Raw genomic sequence first — 20,738 nt, 5'->3', positions numbered from 1 at the left:
CTCGCGCACTAACCGGGTCTATGGCCGAAGAAAAAACGCAAGAAATCGAACATACCGAACAAAATGATGCGCTCAACGAACTCCTTGAGAATGCATCTGCTCAAGGCTTCATCACCTATGATGAGATCTTAGAAGCGCTGCCCGAAATCGAAGAGCGGCTTGATGTCCTGGAAGATCTGTTTGCTCGGTTGCGAGAGCTGGACATTCCTGTTCAAGATCAGTCTGGAGATAGCGAAGAGGAGGCTAAATCACCTCCTACCAGACCAACATCAGCCAAAGGTGAAGATGATCTCACACTGGCGCGAGATGCTGTGGATCTCTATTTCCGTCAGATGGGCGCACATCCACTGCTAACGGCCGACGAAGAGAAGTTACTGGCAACCCGTGTTGTTTCTGGCAAGGAGGCAGGAATCCGCCTCGACGCCGATCCAGACTTCACATCGAGCGAAGAGTCGGAGATGAGGGCAGCTGTGGTTCTGGGACAGCAAGCTCGTCGACGCATGATCGAATCCAACAGCCGGCTTGTCATCAGTGTTGCCAAAAGATATATCGGCCATGGTGTTCCCTTTCTCGACTTGATCCAGGAAGGCAACCTGGGCTTGATGCGAGCCGTTGACAAATTCGATCCGGAGCGGGGCTACAAGTTCAGCACCTACGCCACATGGTGGATCCGCCAGGCGGTCAGTCGAGCTGTATCAGACCAGGGACGAACCATTCGATTGCCCGTTCACATGAGCGAGAAGTTGCTCAAATTACGACGCACGAGCCAGGAAATGGAGCAGTCCCTGGGGCGTGAGCCTACGCCTGAAGAACTCGCTTTGGCCCTTGAACTGCCGGCGGAACGGGTACATCGCTACCTCCGAACTGCTGTACGCCCCCTTTCTCTGGAGCAACCTGTCGGAGAGGAAGAGGAGAGTACTCTGGGGCAATTCATCGAGGACGATGATAGCCCGGAGCCGTCGGAGCGCGCCGAACAGGCCCTTCTGCGAGAAAGACTTAACGACCTGCTCGATACCCTGCAGCCGCGCGAGGAGCGTATTCTGCGCCTGCGCTACGGACTGCTGGATGGTCATACCTATACCCTACAGGAAGTCGGCGAGATGTTCGGATTGACTCGGGAACGAATTCGGCAGATTGAACAGGAAGCCCTCGCCCGGCTACGGCACCCCAGCCGAAGCCGGCAGTTGCGAGATTATCTATAGGAAGATCGCATGTCGCGTCGCAAATCCTCCGGAAAACGTAACAGCCCGTCCTCCTCGAAGCCAGCCACAAAATACACCCGCAGGCGGCGAAGACGTAGTGGAAACAAAACTCGATCTGGCAACACGCGCGATGCCAGCCAGTCCTCCCGAAGCAAGAGAGGTGAACATCGCTCTTCCAGTACAGCCAACTTGAATGTTCCTCGCACCAGTCGAGCCCCGCGAGCGGTAAAACCGCCGCCGCGCAATCCCAATGTATTCAGCTATACCTACACGATCATTAAATCTACCTGATCGGACTTCCACCAGAGAGTGCGAAGGCCGGTGAGAATTCACCGGCCTCTTTCTATCCACATTACCCCAAAATTACCAGGAACTCAGTAAAATCGCTGAATCGACCATCCCTTGCCCTCTGCCTGGCGCCGCAATGCAGGATCTGGATTGACCGCCACCGGGAAACCTACCCGTTCCAGCAAGGGAAGATCGGAAACACTGTCGGTATAGAAGTAGCTGGACTCCAAATCAACGCCATGCTTGCCGGCATAGGCTTCAGCAATCACCCGTTTTCCCTCGCCGTAGCACATTGGATCCACCATATGCCCAGTGAAATAGCCATTGACTACGCGAAAACGGGTCCCCAGCACATCTTCTCCGGCAATGCCCAGATGGCCGGCCAGTTCATTGGCGGTATAAACAGGTGAGCCGGTAATGATCACCACCCGATGGCCTAAACGACGATGGGCATCAAGCCAGCGACGCCCTTCCGCGGCAACGTAGTCGACCACCTGATCACGAAACCATTGCCCCGTGGCAGTCACGCGATCCACTTCCCGCTCCCCCTCAAGTTCTTTGGCTAAAGCCCGGGACGTCTTCACCATGTTCAGACATCCCATCTTGTAGCGGGCCATCAAACCCGAGAAGCGTAACACAGCAGAGAGCGGTAACTCCCCGCGCTGACGCATGTAGCGCATCCAGAGCAGTGATGAACTATCGGTCAGCAGGGTCCTGTCCATATCGAAAAAAGCGGCGATGGTCACGGATCAACCCCGAGGGCCCCTACCAGGTCAGGACAGCGCCCTGGCTGCCGCCGGTCACCAGTTTTGCATATTTCCGCAGATAGCTGGGAATGCCCTCCCGCTCGAAGGGCTTCCACCTGGCCCGGCGTTTTTCCAACTCTTCATCAGACACATGCAACGACAAACGGCGGTTCCTGATGTCAACGGTAATCAGGTCCCCAGGCTGAACCAGAGCAAGAGGACCACCAGCTGCCGCCTCCGGTGACACGTGTCCCACACAGGCGCCCCGTGTGCCGCCGCTAAAACGCCCATCGGTCACCAAAGCCACAGCGCTGCCCAAACCTTGCCCCATCAGAAAAGAGGTAGGCGCCAGCATCTCCTGCATGCCGGGTCCTCCCTTGGGGCCCTCGTAGCGAATCACGACCACGTCACCCGCGTTGACTTCTTCCGCCCGGATGCCAGCCACCGCTTCTTCCTGACTCTCGAAGATCACGGCAGGACCAGTATGGTTCATCATCTCTGGCAGCACGCCAGCCGTTTTCACCACGCCGCCCTCGGGCGCCAGGTTGCCAAAGAGTATAGCCAGGCCACCATTCAGGCTGTACGGATTATCCAGGCCGCGAATGCAGTCAGTATCGGTCGATCGGCTGCCGGATATGGTTTCGCCCAGGGTCTTGCCCGTGACGGTCAAAGCCTCCAGATGTAGAGTGCCTGGCTTCTCGGCAAGCTCTGCCAGAATCGCGCTGATCCCTCCGGCTCGTTCCACATCCTCAACGTGATAGGTACTCGAGGGACTGACCTTGCACAAAGTGGGCGTGCGTGCGCTGACCTCATTCATGCGTTCCAGCGGGTAGTTGACCCCCGCTTCCCGGGCGATGGCAAGCACATGCAACACCGTATTCGTACTACCACCCATAGCCACATCCAGAGCCATCGCATTGTCAATGGCATCCGCCGTTACAATCTTGCGCGGCGTCAGATCCCACTCAATCAACTTCATGAGCTGATGGGCTGCGGCCCTGGCAAGCTCTTCGCGACGAGGATCCACGGCCAGAATAGTGCCATTTCCGGGCAAGGCAATGCCCAATGCCTCACAGAGGCAATTCATCGAATTGGCTGTAAAAAGCCCTGAACAGGATCCGCAGGTGGGACAGGCAACATCTTCGATTTCTTTTAACTCCGCCGGCGTCATAGTGCCACTCTGCACGGCACCCACCCCTTCGAAGACTGAAATCAGGTCAACCACCTTTCCCGTTGATGTCACACCGGCCTTCATCGGCCCGCCGCTGACGAAGATAGTGGGCACATCAACCCGCATCGCTCCCATCAACATTCCGGGCGTGATCTTGTCGCAATTTGGAATACAGATCATGCCATCAAAGCAGTGGGCAGCCACCATGGTTTCCACCGAGTCGGCGATCAACTCCCGGCTGGGCAGACTGTATTTCATGCCAAGGTGGCCCATCGCAATACCGTCGTCCACGCCGATGGTATTGAACATGAATGGTACACCACCTGCCTCGCGGATCGCCTCCCTGACAATCTCACCAAAGGCCTGAAGATGCACGTGCCCCGGCACGATATCAACGTAGGAATTGGCGATCGCAATGAAGGGTTTTTCCATATCGGCGTCAGAAACGCCCGTTGCCTTCAACAGCGATCGATGGGGTGCCCGTTCGATGCCACGCTTGATCTGATCAGACCGCATGGGCCTGCTGTTGCCATTGGAAGAACGATTTGATCGGGTCATGGTGCCTCGATTTCTGGGTTTGAGAAGGAGAAGTGAGCCCGCTTGATTCAGGCGGGAAGGGCTTCCACCACCGAAACCCTGGAAACCTGATCGGTTTTCGATTCTGCTCGATTCAGGCCCAGCAACGCATACTCAACACTGTCGACCAGCGCCTGCCAACTGGCTTCAATGATATTGGTATTGGCGCCGACGGTGCTCCAGCGATGTTGTCCATCGGTGGAGCCAATCAGCACCCGAACAACTGCACCTGTAGCGGCGTGGCTGTCCAGAATACGTACCTTGTAGTCGACAAGATGCACCTCTGCCAGCTCAGGATAGAACTCCAGCAAAGCCTTGCGCAAAGCCGCATCCAGTGCATTGACCGGACCATTGCCCTCAGCGACAGTATGGATCACCCGACCGGCAACCCGCACCTTGACCGTGGCCTGAGCAAAAATGGCAAAGAGATCGACCTCGCCACCGGTTGCATCGGTCAACCCCTGGCCATTTTGGTGATCGACACTTACCCGATAACGCAGCAGGTCAAACGGAGGCTCGTAACCATCCTGTAGCCGCCGGAGCAGAAGGGCAACCGAACCATCCGCGCCCTCGAAAGCATATCCTTGATTCTCCAGTTCCTTGATGCGCATGAGAACTCGCCGCTCCTGATCGAGTCCGAGCCCATCGAGGCCAAACTCGGCTCTTTTGACAGCGATATTATCCTTGCCGCTCAACTCACTCACGACGACGCGTTTCTGGTTGCCGACCAGTGCCGGGTCAATGTGCTGGTAACTGCGTTCCACCTTGACGACTGCATTAACGTGGGTGCCACCCTTGTGGGCAAAGGCCGAGCGTCCGACAAAAGCTGTATGGGCCGGCGGCTGCAGGTTGGCCATTTCCGCCACAAAATGAGCCGCCTCGCTTAAACTGGTGAGCTGCTCGTCGCTAACACAATCGATGCCTATTTTTAGCTTCAGATTGGCAATGATACTGGTCAGATTGCTGTTGCCACAGCGTTCCCCGTAGCCATTGATCGTCCCCTGGACGTGGGTGCAGCCTCGCCGGATGCCCTCCAGGGCGGCGGCCACGCCAACGTCGCTATCGTTGTGGGTATGGATACCCAGGACTCCGGAGTAACCGATCTTCCCGAGGTAACCACGGACGACCTCCACAATCTCGCCAACTTCCCAATAGAGTGTGCCACCATTGGTGTCACAGAGGACCAGTGAGTCGGCGCCGTTATCGGCGGCAGCCTTCAGTGTCGCCAGCGCATAGTCGGGGTTGGCCTTGTAGCCATCGAAAAAATGCTCGGCGTCATAGATGAACTCCTCACAAAAATCCTTCAAATAGGCCGTGCTGGCGCCCACCATGCGCAAGTTCTCATCCAGCGTTGTTCTTATCACCTTGTGCACATGGAGATCCCAGGTCTTGCCGAAAATCGTAATCACGGGCATTGCGGCATCTACCAGAAGGCGAATCTGGGGATCGTCAGCTGGATCCTTGCCTGCCCGGCAGGTACTTCCAAAAGCGGCAACCCGTGCATTCTTCAGGTTCAGCTCCTGTCTGGCCCGCTGAAAGAACTCGATGTCCTTCGGGTTTGAACCGGGCCAGCCGCCTTCGATGTAATGGATGCCCAGCGCGTCGAGGCGCCTGCTGATGCGCAGCTTATCGTCGCAGCTAAAATTGATCCCTTCACCCTGGGTACCATCCCGCAAGGTCGTATCATAAAGTTGAATCGGTGGTCGAAAGTCAGTCAATGTCCTCTTCTCCCTTCAGTCACAGCGTTGCACACCGCCTCACCCATGGCAGCGCTGCCTACCACAGAAGCATTTAGCTCGCCGATGTCGATGGTCCTGAGACCCTGGTCCAACACCGCCGCCACGGCAGCCTCGACCGCCCCGGCCTCTGCATCCAATCCCAGGGAATGGCGCAGCAACATGGCGGCACTGAGGATGGCTGCCAGCGGATTGGCAATGCCCTGCCCGGCGATATCGGGCGCCGATCCGTGGATAGGTTCATACAATCCCCGCGGAAGATCTAACCGATTGAGATCTTTTCCAACGCTGGCGCTGGGCAGCAGGCCCAAACTTCCGGCCAACATACTGGCCTCATCGGTGATAATGTCTCCGAAAAGGTTGCCTGCCAGCACGACATCAAATGCAGCAGGCCGCCGGATCAAGTGCATCGCCATGGCATCGACCAATACATGCTCCAGGGATAGTTCGGGGTATTCCGACTCGATCACGCCGGTGACGACCTGCCGCCAGAGGCGAGAGCTGGCCAGAACGTTTGCCTTATCTACCGAAGCCAGAGACCTTCGCCGGGCCTGGGCCGCCTCGGCCGCCACCCGCGCCACTCGCTCGATCTCCTGCCGGTGATAGAGCATGGTGTCGAAGGCCTCCCCGCGCCCGGTGACAGCCTCAGATTCCAGGCGGGGCCCGAAATAGATTCCTCCTGTCAACTCCCGAACGACCAGGAGATCGACTCCCGCAAGCACCTCAGGTTTGATCGTCGAGCAATGCAGCAAGGAGGGCGTCAGCTTAACCGGGCGTAAATTGGCGAACAGGCCAAGTTGTTTTCGCAGCCCAAGCAAACCCTGTTCAGGCCGCACTGCCGCTGTTGGGTCGCTCCACCTTGGCCCTCCGACCGCGCCAAGCAGGACCGCGTCGCCCGCCTGGCATAAACCCAAGGTCTCGAGCGGCAACGGCTGGCCCGTCTGGTCGATGGCACAGCCTCCCAATAAGGCCTGGTCGAACTGGAACTTATGCCCATAGATCTGACCGACGGCTTCCAGTATATTGACCGCCTCGGCTGTCACCTCCGGTCCGACCCCGTCACCGGGCAGCACAGTGATTCTTGCCTTCAAAAGGACTTCTCACTTTCTTCGTACTCGCCAATCGCCGCGCCCTTCGACAGCAGGTAGCCAAGATCGTCGAGTCCCTGCATGAGACACTGTCTGCAGTAAGGATCGAGTTGGAACCCGATCTGCTGTCCATCGGCAAGCCTGACGAACTGGTCGACCAGATCGACCTGCACGACCGTATCGGGAGCTTCCTCCAGCAAATCCAGCAGCATATTGACGGTGCCCTCAGGCAGGACCACCGGCAGAAGGCCATTCTTGAGCGCGTTGTTATAGAAAATATCGGCGAATCCGGGCGTGATAACCACACGGAAACCGTATTCGGTCAGTGCCCATACGGCGTGCTCGCGGCTCGAGCCACTGCCGAAGTTCCGACCGGCAACCAGCACCTGTGCACCGCTGTACTCAGCATGGTTCAAGACAAAGTCGGGATTGGCAGAACCATCGGCCCGGAAGCGCCAGGCAGCGAAAAGCCCATCGCTCATGCCATCCCTGGTCACCGCCGTCAGATAACGGGCCGGGATGATCTGATCGGTATCGACGTTTTCGGCTCGTAGAGGCACGGCCGTTGCACTTAGCCTGACAAATGGTTCCATTGAAAACCTTTCTGGAAACTGTTTGGGAAATCTGACATCTGAATGTACAACACTGCTTACAGCAACTCCCTCACATCCACGACCTGTCCGTTGACCGCGGCGGCGGCCGCCATAATGGGACTCATCAACAGCGAACGGGATCCTGGCCCCTGGCGACCTTGAAAGTTACGATTACTGGTACTTGCCACATATTTCCCCGGCCCCGCCTTATCCTCGTTCATGGCAAGACACATGCTGCAACCGGCGGCGCGCCATTCAAAGCCTGCCTCACTGAAGATCCGGTCGAGCCCTTCTTTCTCGGCCTGGGCCTTGACCGCCTTGGACCCAGGCACAACCAACGCCCGCACGTGATCCGCGACGCGCCGGCCCTTGATCAATGCGGCAGCCTCACGCAGGTCCTCGATACGGCCGTTGGTACATGAACCGATGAACACGACATCGACATGCTGCCCTTCCATGGCCTGGCCTTGCTGGAGTCCCATATACGCCAGAGCACTGAGAAGACTGCGTCGCCGGGCCGGGTCGTCCACCTCGCCGGCGCGGGGCACATGGCCGGTAACGGCGACCCCCTGGCCGGGGTTGGTGCCGTAGGTAACCATCGGTTGAAGCTGAGAAGCGTCCAGCACCAGTTCCCGATCGAATTTGGCGCCTTCATCTGTGCACAGCAGGCGCCAGCCAGCCACAGCCTCTTGCCAATCAGGCCCATCGGGCACATAGGGTCGTCCCTGCAGGTACTCAAAAGTCGTATCATCGGGGCCAATCATGCCTGCCCGGGCCCCACCCTCGATGCTCATGTTGCAGATGGTCATGCGATTCGCCATGCTGAGCTGCTCGATGGCACTGCCCCGGTACTCGAACACGTAGCCCCGCCCGCCATCGACACCGTTCTCGGCAATCACGGCGAGGATGATGTCCTTCGCCGTGACACCTGGACCCAGAGTACCATTCACGGTGATCGCAAAGGTCTTCGCTTTGCCTTGCAACAGACACTGGGTCGCCAACACGTGGCCCACCTCGCTGGTACCGATACCGAATGCCAGGGCGCCGAACGCCCCATGGGTGCTGGTGTGGCTGTCACCACAGACAATGGTCATCCCCGGTTGAGTAACACCCATTTCCGGCCCTACCACGTGCACAATACCCTGCACATCCCCTTCGATGTCCCAAAGTGTGATTCCGAACTCGCGACAATTCTCCCGCAAAGTCTGCACCTGATTGGCCAATACGTCTGGCCATAAGGTCATGTCGGTCACCGGTTCTCTGGTGGGAATCGCGTGATCCATGGTGGCAAAGGTACGGTCGGGACGCCGGACTGGCAGGCCTCGCTCCCGCAACATGGCGAAAGCCTGGGGCGAGGTTACCTCATGGATCAAATGGGTGTCGATGTATAATACAGCTGGCGCGCCCGCGTCTTGCACGACGACATGGGGCTGCCACACCTTTTCTAACAATGTCCTTGGTTGATTGGCTGTCATGACTTCGAAACGATCGAAAGACCCTCATGATCCCAGGCCGAAGCCCAGGGCCCTTCATGGGCTTGATCGTCGCGGTCATAACGCCGTGCCAACGTCTCTTCCAGCGCCTTACACCGCGGCGATCTTCGCCTCTGGTGTTCGGAGCTTTTCTCGCTCATCATAATATCCTCCTGAATGGGTAACTGGAGTTACTCACCTGGTAAAAACAAGGGTCAAATGACATCCTGAGCCTCGCTAGCACGCCAGCAGGCGGTGCGTGAGCTACGCCAGCAGGCGGACCGTGAGGTCGGCGGTCCGGGAGGACTTCGAAGGGCGGCATTTGACCCGTTCGCACACTTCGACCGCTCAAAACCAAAGCAACCTTGCCGGCGCGCTTGCGGACCAGTGAGCCGCTCGCGCTTCCAACTACAGGTTCTCCGCTAGACTCCGACGGCCACAACCGACTCGCTTTCCTCTTTGGCAGCCAGTAGCTTATTGAGCGCCTGCATATTTGCTTTGGCACTGGCAACCACGATATCGGTGTCCACGCCGCGGCCGGAGAAGATCCGCCGTCCGCGGCCACCATGAACCCGTTCTGCCATACCTACAGGCTCTTCCGACTCGATTCGGATCGTAACATCACCGACCGCATCCAACCCCTCGTCGATGGCCTGGATGACGAACTCTACGAGCCGGTTGGGCACGCCGACGATGCGGTTGATGCCCTGATAAACAGCGTCCACAGGACCGGCTCCAAAACCAGCATCGGTCACGACCTCTCCCGTCTCCAGGTTGCGAAGCCGGACCACGGCTGTCGGTATTGCGCTGGTACCGCACTGCACCTGAATATCCTCGATCTGCCAGGTCTCCGGCGGCTGATACAGCTCATCGCCGACCAAAGCCTCCAGGTCGCCATCGGTTACAACCTTCTTTTTGTCCGCCAGATCCTTGAATCGTTTGAAGACCTCGTTCAAGTCCCCGGATTCCAGGCGGTAGCCCATCTCTTCCAGTTTCACCCGAAATGCATGGCGTCCTGAGTGTTTTCCCATCACCAACTTGCTCTGAGTCAATCCGATGGTAGTGGAATCCATGATCTCATAGGTGCGCTTGTGCTTGAGCATGCCATCCTGATGAATGCCCGCTTCGTGGGCAAAAGCGTTGGCACCAACAATTGCCTTGTTCGGCTGCACCACCATGCCCGTGAAACGACTCACCATATCGCTGCTTCGGTGGATCTCCTGGGTGATAATATTGCTATCAAGCTCGTACACCTGATGGCGGGTGAAGAGCGCCATGGCCACCTCTTCCAGGCTCGTATTGCCGGCCCGCTCGCCGATACCGTTAACAGTAACCTCCACCTGACGGGCGCCAGCCTCGACGCCCGCCAGGGTGTTGGCAGTCGCCAGGCCAAGGTCGTCGTGGCAATGAACGGAGATCACCACATCCTTGGCCCCGGGTGTGTTTTCCCGGATGTCATGGATCAGCTTCTGGAATTCCTCGGGCACAGTGTAGCCCACTGTATCGGGGATATTGAGGGTTGTGGCCCCGGCCTCGATGGCAGCTGCCAGAACCAGGTAGAGAAACCGGGGATCGCTCCGTCCGGCATCTTCAGGAGAGAATTCCACGTCGTCGCACAGGTTTTTGGCGTAGGCCACCATCTCGCGCGTCCGTTCGACCACCTCATCGGGACTCATGCGAAGCTTGAACTCCATGTGAACCGGTGAGGTTGCCAGGAACGTATGAATGCGAGGACGGTCGGCGGCCTTGACAGCCTGCCACGCCTTGTCGATATCGCTCTTGTTGGCCCGCGCCAACCCGCATATGACGGGCGGTGGCGCGGCCTTGCCCGACTTGTCGATCCGGGGTTCCCGTCCGACCGTCTCAGCAATAGTACGAACGGCGTCCAGGTCGCCCTGGGATGCAGCGGGAAAACCCGCTTCCATGATATCTACTCCCAGGCGGGATAGCTGGCGCGCGATCTCAAGCTTCTCCTGGGTATTCAAGGTTGCACCAGGCGATTGCTCGCCATCCCTCAAGGTGGTGTCGAAGAATACTACAACGTCTTGATCAGGTGCAGTCCCTACGGGGCCGTTGGTTTCCATGGGTGTGATCTCCTCAAAATTGAAATGCTTACTCGACGACAACCGGATCCAGCCAGGGCATCATCTCGCGCAGTTGTTTGCCCACCTCCTCGATCTGGTGGTTGCGTTCCTGCTGGCGTTTCTCGTTGAACCAGGGGCGCCCCTTAGCGCTCTCCTCGATCCACTCCTCGGCGTAGGCACCCGATTGTATGTCCGCAAGAATGCCCTTCATCGCATGACGAGTGTCGTCAGTGATTACCTTTTCACCGCTGTAGTAGTCGCCATGTTCAGCGGTATCACTCACCGAATAGCGCATGTAGCTGAGGCCACCCCGATAGAAGAGGTCCACGATCAACTTGAGTTCATGCATGCATTCAAAATAAGCTACCTCGGGCTGATAACCGGCTTCGACCAGCGTTTCGAAGCCGGCCTTTACCAGTTCGCTGACGCCACCACAAAGGATGGCCTGCTCACCGAAGAGATCGGTCTCGGTCTCTTCTGCAAAGCTTGTCTCCAGCAGTCCGGCCCTGGCGCATCCGATGGCGGCCCCATAGGCGATAGCATCGGCCCTGGCATTGCCGCTGGAGTCCTGATAGACGGCCAACAGTGCAGGGGTTCCCTGGCCTTCGGTGTACACCTCGCGCAGTCTGTGTCCGGGCGCCTTGGGTGCGATCATGCTCACATCCACGAAATCCGGAGGAACGACCTGCCCGTATCGGATGTTGAAACCATGAGCGAACATCAACGTGTTGCCTGGTTCGAGATGGGGTTCAATGCTATCCTTGTACACCTGGGATTGCCTGGTGTCTGGAATGACAATCATGATAATGTCGGCCTCAGCAGCAGCCTCAGCTACAGTCTTGACCGTCAATCCATCGGCTATCACCTTGTCCCAGCTGTCGGAACCTTCGTACAGACCGACGCGTACATCCATGCCACTATCGCTCAGATTTTGTGCATGGGCATGCCCCTGGCTGCCATAGCCAATCACGGCGATCTTGCGGCCACCCAGCCGGCCCAGGTCTGCATCCTTTTCGTAATAGAGGGTTGCCATATTTCTCCTTAAAATGTGTAATAGAGTGTGGAACGGACAGAAGAAAGGGAAAGGATCGACGCGCAATCCGTCACGGTTATGTCGATCTAGATTCCCATCTTGCGACCGTTGCCGTTGGTAGTTGTGCGCCCCCGGGTTATAGCAACGCGCCCGGTTCGGGTCAATTCCATGATCCCGAAGTGGCTCAACAACTCCACCAGGCTGTCGACCCGGTCATCCCGTCCGACGGCTTGAATTACCAGGGAATCGAGGGCCACGTCGACGATCTGGGCGCGGTAGATATTGACGATCTGCATGACTTCCGGCCGCGTTTCAGGTGTTGTTTTGACGCGGATCAGCGCCAACTCACGCATGACAACTGGTTTCTCGGTGACATCATGTACCTCGGTGACGTCCACCAGTTTTTCAAGCTGCTTCACGGTCTGGTCTACCATGCGTTGGTCACCGTCCACCACAAACGTCATCCGGCTAATGCCAGGCGTCTCCGTATGGCCGACGGCAAGACTCTCGATGTTGAAGTTGCGTCGGCGGAACAGGCTGGCGACTCGGGTCAGTACCCCGGGCCTATCCTCCATCCAGGCAACCACAGTATGTTTCACGGGTCCTCACTCCTTAATCTTGTACCTTATCAACTGATGTTACGCAGTTGAGGTGATGCACCAGCGACCGCCGTCGTCTGGCTGCGGTCGGCGGTCTGTTGTCCGCCGTCTTCTGGCTGCGCTTCACCAGCTGGGTTTGACGCCCGAATAACCCTGCACAATGGCAGGCTCCGGTCGCCGAATCATCTGACCCACGTTGGCACCTGCCGGTACCATGGGGTATACGTTGACCTCTTCCTTGATCCGGAACTCCACCAGGAAGGGACCGTCGTACTCGTTCGCCTGTTTGATCGCGCCGGCAACCTCGTCATTAGATGTTACCCTTAATGCCGGGATTCCGTAGGCGTCCGCCAGTTTGACGTAGTCTGGACTGAGAATCGGTGTGCCGGCATAACGTTTGTCGTAGAAAAGCTGCTGCCACTGCCTTACCATGCCCAGAAAACCGTTGTTCATGATGCCGATTTTCACGGCGATTTGCTCCTGGGCAATGGTTCCCAGCTCCTGCAAGGTCATCTGAAAACCACCGTCGCCTACCACCGCCCAGACCAGTTCGTCGGGCATACCGACCTTGGCGCCCATGGCGGCTGGCATGCCGTAACCCATGGTGCCCAGGCCACCAGAGGTGAGCAACTGACGGGGCCGCTCGTGGGTGAAATACTGTGCCTCCCACATCTGATGTTGGCCAACATCGGTCACGATCAGGCTATCGCCTCCTGTGACATGCCACAGCTGGCGCATCACAAAGGGTGGGATCAACTCATCCACCTCTTGATCGGCGATATCCAGCCGGTAGGTTTCCTCCTGCCACCCCTGGATGATTCCCCGCCATTCTGGATGACGAATGTTCTCGACCTGCGGCACGAGGGCACCCAGGGTCTGCTTACAGTCGCCCAGGACAGCCAGATCGGGAGAAACGTTTTTGCCAATCTCCGATGGGTCCATCTCAAAGTGCACGATCTTAGCCCGAGGTGCGAACTCGTCGAGCCGGCCGGTGACCCGATCGTCAAAGCGCATGCCGACCGCTATCAAAACATCACATTCCTGTACAGCATGGTTCGTGGCCGCTTCGCCATGCATACCGCTCATGCCCAGAACCAGAGGATGGGTTTCAGGAATGGCGCCCAGTCCCAACAGGGTGGTCACCACCGGAATGTCAGCCTTTTCCACCAGGGCCAGTAATTCCTGTTCGGCCCCGCCCATCTGCACCCCATGACCGACCATGAACAGCGGTTTGTTTGCAGCATTCATGAGATCTGCTGCCGCGGAAACGTCTGCCGGATTGAATTCGGGCATTTTGTGCAGGCCAGGCCGCGAGAGCTTCTCCGGATACTGGAACTCAGTCGAGTCGTTCTGGACATCCTTGCAGATATCGACCAGCACCGGACCGGGCCGGCCGGTTCGTGCCACGTAGAAGGCCTCTGCCATCACCTCGGCCAGGTCCTTGACATCGGTCACCAGGTAGTTGTGTTTAGTGACGGGCATGCTAACGCCGGTGACATCGGTCTCCTGGAAGGCATCGTTGCCCAGCATGCTGGTCGGCACCTGCCCGGTGACCGCGACAATGGGCACAGAATCCATCATGGCGGTTGCCAGGCCGGTAATCAGGTTGGTAGCGCCAGGTCCACTGGTGGCAATGCACGCCCCGACCTTGCCGGTTGCCCGGGCATAGCCGTCGGCCATATGAGCAGCACACTGTTCATGCCGGACAAGAATGTGTCGAATGGGATATTGAGGAAGGGCATCGTACGTGGGAAGAATAGCGCCGCCAGGATGGCCGAAAATCACATCGATTCCCTCAAGCAGCATACTTTCCCAGACAATTTGAGCACCGGTTCGTTCCATAGGTTTGCACCTTTCGTTGCCAGTCAATTCTTTGGCAAATAAAATACCCCAGCAGACACTCACCGGACCAACCTTGGTCTCTCAAAGAGTGCAGTCTACTGAGGCGTCGTCGCTTCACGGTCGGCAATCCGTTGCCGATTGCCGAGGATGACGGTAGCTATCTCGCCATCATTCAGTTATCTTACATGACCCAAAAAATAAAAAACCCTCCGATGCTGGGAGGGGTTTATCGCTTCCTTGGGCTTGTTCGCCTAGCGCCCTATCGGCCTCCCAGCCAGTACCGGCTCCCGAATAATGACCAGGAGCTCAATAATGAGAAGGCTAATAAGAACCAGGCTGAAAATCATCTGTATTGAACCTCGCGAATGTGCAAGAACTAACTTGCGGCAAGTATAACAGGTGTATCTCTCCTTGTCAACCCGTATCGCATCGATTCCCTGCATCGCCTGGATTTTTAAGGTTGGAGAATGACCTTTCTCCCGGGGTAGTGCCATCCCGTCTCCCCTCCCCGAACCGGGGAGGGGCTGGGGAAGGGGTCAGGAGACCGATCAATTGTCAATGCAGGAAGTGCCGGGCGCCGGTAAAGCACGTGGCGATTCCCAGACGATTGCAGGCAGCAATGACCTGGTCATCCCTTTTTGAACCACCAGGTTGCACGACCGCAATCACACCCGCTTCAGCCGCCGCCTCAATACCATCTGGAAAGGGGAAAAAGGCATCAGACGCCATCACGGCGCCCTGGGCCCGGTCACCGGCCCGCCGCGCCGCCAGATAGACCGAGTCGACCCGGCTCATCTGACCGGCGCCAACACCCACCGTCGCCTGCCCCTTGGCAAAGACGATCGCGTTGGATTTGGTATGCTTTGCGACCCGCCAGGCAAATTCCAGGTCCAGCAGCTCATCTGGCGTCGGCGTGCGCTCGGTGACAACCTGCCAGTCAACAGCTATTTCCAGCTGCCCGTCCGGTGTCTGTGCCAGCATTCCTCCCTGGATCGTACGCAATGCGAGATCCTGTGCAGGCCCGCCACTCGATCTCAGAATTCGCAGGTTTTTCTTGCGCCTGAATCGCTTCAGGGCCGGCTCCGTATAGTCGGGAGCAATCACCACCTCTACGAACAGGTCTGCCATGGCTTCGGCCAGATCCACTTCGGCTGTTCGATTCACCGCGACAATGCTGCCGAAGGCGGACACCGGGTCGGATGCCAGGGCGAGGGGGTAGGCCTCGGCCAGGGTGGCAGCGCTGGCCGCCCCACAGGCGTTGGTGTGTTTGATGATGCAAACGGTGGGCCGTTCGAACTCCTGGACCAGGCCCCAGGCCGCGTCCATATCGAGCCAGTTGTTGTAGCTCATGGCCTGGCCCCCCAGTTGCTCGAATGGCAGGGCCTGGCCCGTCGGCGTGTAGAGCGCGGCCTCCTGGTGGGGATTCTCGCCGTAGCGCAGGGACTGGGCCTGCTGGAAGGAAAGATTCAGGGTCTCGGGCAACGGATTGTCGGGAGCGAATTCCCCCGCCAGATAATCTGCGATGGCGGCATCGTAGGCTGCGGTGTGGCGGAAGGCCTTCAGGGCAAGCTCCCGCCGCAACCCCTCGTCCACCTGCTTCTGCTCCAAAGCCTGGCTAACCCGGTGGTAATCCCGGGGATCGCAGACAACAGTTACCCGTTCAAAGTTTTTTGCCGCTGCCCGCAGCAATGCAACGCCACCGATATCGATCTGCTCCACCGACTCTGTCAGCGTGACACCAGGTTCTGCCACGGTGTCAGCAAACGGGTAAAGGTTGCATACGACCAGGTCCACCGGGCTCAGGTCAAGCCCAGCCAGTTGGGACAGATGTTCCTCGGTGTCCCGGGCAAGGATAGCGGCGTGAATCGCCGGATGCAGCGTCTTCACCCGGCCGTCGAGGATCTCAGGGAACCGGGTAACCTGGCTGACGTCGGTGACGGGCAAGCCAGCCTTGCGAAGGGCGCGGGCAGTGCCGCCACTGGCGATCAGCGTTACCTTCATCGCCTGAAGTCTTTCTGCGAGCGGAATCAACCCCTGTTTGTCCGCCACGCTCAGCAGCGCCCGCGTTAGCATCATCTTGCCTCCAAGAAAAGTAGGACAACCCTGTCAGTTGTCCTACCGCGAAAGGAAATCACCGGTGCTTGTCGGCGATCAACTATCTTCAACCAGAAACCGTTTGAACGCCTCGGCGACGCCGCTGGAATAGGCGATATTCTCCGAAACAGCGATCGAGTTGTCCAGATCGCTGACCGCGGAGGTAACAACGGAAAACGCCGCCGCCTGGACCAGGGAACGCTCCAACCCGCCACCGCCAACCACCATGACCTCGAAGCTTTCAACGCCCAGGTCGTGGGCGAGCGTGGAGAGAGCCCAACCGCGCGATGCCGCTCTGGAGCGCAGCAAGAGCCGGTCGGGATGGGTATATCGCATCAACGTCAAACCAATCGCGCTCAATTTAGGCTCCAATTGCACCATGCTGTCATCGTCGACATCAATCCAAACCTGGAACACGGGCTTCTGCAGGAATGCGTCCAGATCGCCAATCTCAGCTGGCCACTGCCCGATTTCTTTGGCTCGCCACTCTGCCACAGGGCCAAAACGATTGGTCGCCCAGGAAGTGGCGCTTTCGAAACCGATTCCAAGTCCCGAATCAAAGTCCGCCACGATCCGTAGAATCTCGACCAGGTCTTCTGGCTCAATTGCCTGGCCTGCGACAGGTTTTTGAGTCGGGAAGTCGTATACCAGGGCGCCGTTGAATGCGATAATCGGGCTGCCCAGACCGAGCTGGGCCCAGTAACGATGGGCCACCCTGGGTGGTCTTGCCGAAACCAGGGAGACCTTGGCCCCCAGAGAATGGGCCGTTCTGATGGCGATTATGTCGGCTGGATGAAGGGTGCCGTCAGGCTGGAGCGTACTATCCAGATCAAGCGCCACAAGCCTGTAGCGCACCGGCGTTGCTTCGGCGGATGTCGTTTCCGACCGGGAAGTCATGGATGTCACCTCGATACACGGCGAGTGATTATCGATCGAAAGGATCGGCTCACCGGTAGGTCGACTCTACCACAGTGGGTAAACGATTGTCAATCCGGTTCTCTGGCGCTTCCGCAGGCCCGAAAGGAAAGGCGCCCGCGCAGGCTACGCCAGCACGCCACGGCACGCTTGCTAGTACACATAAGCGTAAGTAAACCAATGGTTGAGTCCATCGTCATGCTGAGCGGGTCTGGCACGAAACCCGACCAGGAGAGGAACCGTTGCTGGCAATCCGATGCCCGTTCGAGTGGCCAATACCAGCCGAAGCATCTCGCGATACATGTGCCGCGAGACTCTTCGCTGGCGTTGTCTTATCGTGATGGAAGTATGATCGACCCGCTCAGACCTGTCCTGAGCGGTGCCCCGAGCCGTCCGATCCCTCCCGAACGCGGCGAAGTCGAAGGAGTGACAACTCTGGAGCTATTTACGCCGGGCTGTACTAGCGGCCGCGGGAGTGACGTGTTCGCACCGCCGTTGTCCCCGTGTCCTTCGCGCCCTTCGCGCCCTTCGCGCTTCGTGTCTCTTAGCGGACCTTCGCGCCTTCGTGGTCCAAACCCTCCTACACCAGATTGAGGGCCTGTCTAACCGCGGCCGCAAGGGCCAATGCCCGCTCGGGCGCGTCGCCCACATAATCATCGACGCGAAGAAAGGACCGAATGAGTTCGCGGGATAGCAAGGCCCTGAAATCAGGATCCTCAGCCAACGATTCCTCAAGGGGATTGGGTTCTCCCCGCCTCAACGCCTCCCAGGCAGACAGGCTGTGCTTGCGGATCACCTCATGAAGCTCCTGGCGGTCGCCTCCAGCCCGGACTGCCTCCATCAACAGGCGTTCCGTCGCTGCGAAGACCCCGTAGCTTTCCAGATTCCGTGCCACAACATCTTGCCGAACGACCAGTCCAGATGCCACCTGAGTGGCTCTCTGCACCAGCTCGTCGGCGAGTAAAAACGCCTCGGGCAACACCATGCGGCGGTTGGCCGAGTCGTCCAGGGTACGCTCCAACAGGCTGTGCGCTGCATTGTCCCAGGTGATTCTGGGAAGAGCCGCCAATTGGCGCGCCAGACTGTCCATATTCTCGCTGTTGATGGGGTTACGCTTGAAGGGCATAGCACTGCTGCCAACCTGCTGGGCACCGAAGGGCTCGCTCCACTCCCCCAGAGTCGGCGCCTGCAACAGGCGCAGGTCAAAAGCCATCCGGTAGATCGATTGCCCCAACCCTGCCAGCGCGTTGACGATCAACCAGTCCTGCTTGCGCGGGTATACCTGCGTACCAACTGAATGAGCCTCAAGTTCAAGCAATTCCAGTACCCGCTGCTCCAGTTTCCCGGGCGTCCAGCTGCTCCCCAACATTAATTGGCTATACGAAGCCGATGTCCCGACCGCTCCGCGCAGGCCCTTTCCCCTGATCCCTGCCCCCACCCGCTGGAGTTCCCGCCAATCGAGCAACAGGTCGTAGCCGTACTGAGCCAGGCGGTAGCCAACGGTCGTGGGCTCGGCCGGCTGGAGATGGGTAAACCCGATGGCAGGAGTCCCCGCGAAACGCTCTACCTGTTGAACCAGCGCCGTCAGCAAGCCACCGAGGCGTTCCAACAAGAGATCGGTGGACTCTCGCAGTCGTAGAGCCTCCACGTTGTCCAACGCATCAGCACTGGTAGCGCCAAGGTGAATTATCCCTCCCCCTGTGGCGCACTGCTCTGCGTAGGTACGGATCTCCGCCATCAAGTCATGTTTGATCTCGGCTTCGATAGCTGCTGCTCGATCGAGGTCAACCTGATCCTGGTGCGCTTGCAGATCTGCCAGTTGCCCGGCGCTCACCAAACCAGCCTCATGCTGAGCAGTCGCCAGTGCTACCCAAAAACGGCGTAACAAGAGACGCTTATTTCGTTCAGACCAGATAGCACGCATGGCGTCCGAGCCATAGCGCCAGGTCAAGGGGGAGAGATAGGTGGAGTGGTCGAAAGAAGTCATGTCATTATGTCAATATTCCAACATGTCATTAGACAGAAAACATCTCCTCGCGCTCCGGTCCGACGGAAACCCAGCTAATGGACACCCCGGCCAGCTCCTCGATACGACGCAGATAGCTTCGCGCCTTTTCGGGAAGATCATCCCAGGAGCGGCAACCGGTTGTCGGTTCCTGCCATCCTGTCCACGTCTCGTAGATCGGTGTCACCATCTCAAGGGTTGCGGTATCCGGAACGTGCCGAAGGATTTCATCGCCCAGCTTGTATCCAATACAGATTTTCAGTTCTGGCAATGCGTCCAGAACATCGAGCTTGGTAACCGCCAGATCGGTGAAACCGTTTAGCCAGGCCGCATAATCGATGGCGACGCCATCAAACCAGCCGACTCGACGGGGTCGCCCGGTGGTCGCGCCATACTCCGTACCGATCTCCCGGATCCTGGCTCCGGTCTCGTCGAACAGTTCCACAGGGAAGGGGCCCGCGCCCACGCACGTCGAATAGGCCTTGACCACACCAACTGCCCGGCTGATCTTGCTGGCCGGCAGCCCGGCGCCTGCTGCGGCAAAGGCTGCCGTCGGATTGGACGAGGTCACATAGGGATAGATGCCCCAGTCGATATCCCGCATCACTCCCAGCTGGCCTTCCAGCAAGACCGATTGATCACCCTCGACCGCCTGGCGCACCATGGGATAGATATCCACAATGCGATCGCCCAGCTCCTCACGCCATGCCATACACAGGGCGTACAGGTCGTCCACGTCGACCGTGGAAGCGCCGTAATGTTCGAGGGTCAGATTCTTTCGCTCAACCACCTGTTCCAGTCGGTCTCGCAACCATTCGGGATGATGCAGGTCGCCCAGACGGAGACCCCAGCGGGCCGATTTATCACTGTAGGCCGGTCCTATGCCGCGGCCGGTGGTACCAATGGCCGACCTACCTCTGGCCCTTTCCTGTAGCCCGTCAAGGAGGCGATGATAGGGCATCAACATCTGCGCCCTGTCTGAGAGCCAGAGGTTGTCAAGGTTTATGCCGGCATTTTCTAAATCCGCCATCTCCTCCAAAAGCGTGGCCAGGTTCACCACCGTCGCCGTTCCCACAATGCATTGGGTTTTCGGGTTAAAAATACCCGATGGTATCAGGTGCAACTTGAACGTTCCGTAGGAATTCATGACCGTATGCCCGGCGTTGTCTCCCCCTTGAAAGCGGATCACCATGTCCGCGTCCTGGGCCAGGTAGTCAATAATCCGTCCTTTTCCCTCATCACCCCACTGAGCGCCAACTACTGCGGTTACAGCCATGATCACACCTCCAGGTAG

15 protein-coding genes are annotated in these 20,738 nt (G+C 58.3%); 1 reads left to right on the top strand and 14 read right to left on the bottom strand.

The window, feature by feature from the left end:
- Positions 1–20: 20 nt before the first annotated feature.
- Complete coding sequence (locus U9R25_05655; protein ID MEA3335375.1) at positions 21–1,202, top strand: sigma-70 family RNA polymerase sigma factor; 1,182 nt, start codon at positions 21–23, stop codon at positions 1,200–1,202.
- 374 nt (positions 1,203–1,576) lie between these two features.
- Here the strand turns inward: U9R25_05655 and U9R25_05650 are convergent, their stop codons facing one another.
- The 14 genes from U9R25_05650 to U9R25_05585 all read right to left on the bottom strand — a co-directional run bounded on the left by U9R25_05650 (position 1,577) and on the right by U9R25_05585 (position 20,720).
- A complete protein-coding gene (locus tag U9R25_05650) occupies positions 1,577–2,236 on the bottom strand; it encodes an HAD family hydrolase (protein ID MEA3335374.1) in 660 nt (219 codons plus the stop codon).
- A 19-nt stretch (positions 2,237–2,255) separates the two neighbouring features.
- Entirely contained in the window at positions 2,256–3,923 is a 1,668-nt protein-coding gene (gene ilvD, locus U9R25_05645) for a dihydroxy-acid dehydratase (GenBank protein ID MEA3335373.1), read from the bottom strand.
- An 89-nt stretch (positions 3,924–4,012) separates the two neighbouring features.
- Positions 4,013–5,701, bottom strand: coding sequence for a citramalate synthase (gene cimA / locus U9R25_05640; GenBank protein MEA3335372.1), 1,689 nt, complete (start codon positions 5,699–5,701; stop codon positions 4,013–4,015).
- Positions 5,698–6,810 carry a 3-isopropylmalate dehydrogenase gene (gene leuB, locus U9R25_05635; protein MEA3335371.1) on the bottom strand — a complete coding sequence of 371 codons (1,113 nt, stop codon included), beginning with the start codon at positions 6,808–6,810 and terminating at the stop codon, positions 5,698–5,700. Before leuB ends, cimA begins: the two co-directional genes overlap by 4 nt.
- Positions 6,807–7,400: a 3-isopropylmalate dehydratase small subunit gene (gene leuD / locus U9R25_05630; GenBank protein MEA3335370.1), complete on the bottom strand. Its 594-nt coding sequence runs from the start codon at positions 7,398–7,400 to the stop codon at positions 6,807–6,809. The genes leuB and leuD overlap by 4 nt, the downstream gene beginning before the upstream one ends.
- Before the next feature lie 56 nt (positions 7,401–7,456).
- Complete coding sequence (leuC, locus tag U9R25_05625; protein ID MEA3335369.1) at positions 7,457–8,875, bottom strand: 3-isopropylmalate dehydratase large subunit; 1,419 nt, start codon at positions 8,873–8,875, stop codon at positions 7,457–7,459.
- 419 nt (positions 8,876–9,294) lie between these two features.
- Positions 9,295–10,956, bottom strand: a complete 1,662-nt coding sequence (locus U9R25_05620; protein MEA3335368.1) for a 2-isopropylmalate synthase — start codon at positions 10,954–10,956, stop codon at positions 9,295–9,297.
- Between the two features lie 28 nt (positions 10,957–10,984).
- Complete coding sequence (gene ilvC, locus U9R25_05615; GenBank protein ID MEA3335367.1) at positions 10,985–11,989, bottom strand: ketol-acid reductoisomerase; 1,005 nt, start codon at positions 11,987–11,989, stop codon at positions 10,985–10,987.
- 86 nt (positions 11,990–12,075) lie between these two features.
- Positions 12,076–12,588 (bottom strand): acetolactate synthase small subunit, encoded by a 513-nt coding sequence (gene ilvN / locus U9R25_05610; protein ID MEA3335366.1) that lies wholly within the window; start codon positions 12,586–12,588, stop codon positions 12,076–12,078.
- A gap of 123 nt (positions 12,589–12,711) precedes the next feature.
- Positions 12,712–14,430: a biosynthetic-type acetolactate synthase large subunit gene (gene ilvB / locus U9R25_05605; GenBank protein MEA3335365.1), complete on the bottom strand. Its 1,719-nt coding sequence runs from the start codon at positions 14,428–14,430 to the stop codon at positions 12,712–12,714.
- Between the two features lie 555 nt (positions 14,431–14,985).
- The gene (purH, locus tag U9R25_05600) at positions 14,986–16,503 is read right to left on the bottom strand and encodes a bifunctional phosphoribosylaminoimidazolecarboxamide formyltransferase/IMP cyclohydrolase (protein MEA3335364.1); all 1,518 of its coding nucleotides are present in this window, start codon (positions 16,501–16,503) and stop codon (positions 14,986–14,988) included.
- A gap of 78 nt (positions 16,504–16,581) precedes the next feature.
- Positions 16,582–17,421, bottom strand: a complete 840-nt coding sequence (locus U9R25_05595) for an HAD hydrolase family protein (GenBank protein ID MEA3335363.1) — start codon at positions 17,419–17,421, stop codon at positions 16,582–16,584.
- A gap of 598 nt (positions 17,422–18,019) precedes the next feature.
- Positions 18,020–19,426: an adenylosuccinate lyase gene (gene purB, locus U9R25_05590; GenBank protein MEA3335362.1), complete on the bottom strand. Its 1,407-nt coding sequence runs from the start codon at positions 19,424–19,426 to the stop codon at positions 18,020–18,022.
- Positions 19,427–19,454: 28 nt separating this feature from the next.
- Positions 19,455–20,720 carry an adenylosuccinate synthase gene (locus U9R25_05585; protein MEA3335361.1) on the bottom strand — a complete coding sequence of 422 codons (1,266 nt, stop codon included), beginning with the start codon at positions 20,718–20,720 and terminating at the stop codon, positions 19,455–19,457.
- Positions 20,721–20,738: the final 18 nt, after the last annotated feature.

Source organism: Chloroflexota bacterium (genome assembly GCA_034717495.1).
Classification (GTDB): Bacteria; Chloroflexota; Anaerolineae; order JAAEKA01; family JAAEKA01; genus JAYELL01.
Note: the sequence above shows the minus strand (reverse complement) of the source record. Positions and strands in the feature narration are given on the sequence as shown.

Coding starts and splice junctions, on each gene's coding strand:
- ilvD (MEA3335373.1), bottom strand. CDS start 3,923: ATGCGGTCTGATCAGATCAAGCGTGGCATCGAACGGGCACCCCATCGA.
- purH (MEA3335364.1), bottom strand. CDS start 16,503: ATGCTAACGCGGGCGCTGCTGAGCGTGGCGGACAAACAGGGGTTGATT.
- ilvC (MEA3335367.1), bottom strand. CDS start 11,989: ATGGCAACCCTCTATTACGAAAAGGATGCAGACCTGGGCCGGCTGGGT.
- U9R25_05620 (MEA3335368.1), bottom strand. CDS start 10,956: ATGGAAACCAACGGCCCCGTAGGGACTGCACCTGATCAAGACGTTGTA.
- ilvB (MEA3335365.1), bottom strand. CDS start 14,430: ATGGAACGAACCGGTGCTCAAATTGTCTGGGAAAGTATGCTGCTTGAG.
- U9R25_05585 (MEA3335361.1), bottom strand. CDS start 20,720: ATGGCTGTAACCGCAGTAGTTGGCGCTCAGTGGGGTGATGAGGGAAAA.
- purB (MEA3335362.1), bottom strand. CDS start 19,426: ATGACTTCTTTCGACCACTCCACCTATCTCTCCCCCTTGACCTGGCGC.
- U9R25_05655 (MEA3335375.1), top strand. CDS start 21: ATGGCCGAAGAAAAAACGCAAGAAATCGAACATACCGAACAAAATGAT.
- leuD (MEA3335370.1), bottom strand. CDS start 7,400: ATGGAACCATTTGTCAGGCTAAGTGCAACGGCCGTGCCTCTACGAGCC.
- U9R25_05595 (MEA3335363.1), bottom strand. CDS start 17,421: ATGACTTCCCGGTCGGAAACGACATCCGCCGAAGCAACGCCGGTGCGC.
- leuC (MEA3335369.1), bottom strand. CDS start 8,875: ATGACAGCCAATCAACCAAGGACATTGTTAGAAAAGGTGTGGCAGCCC.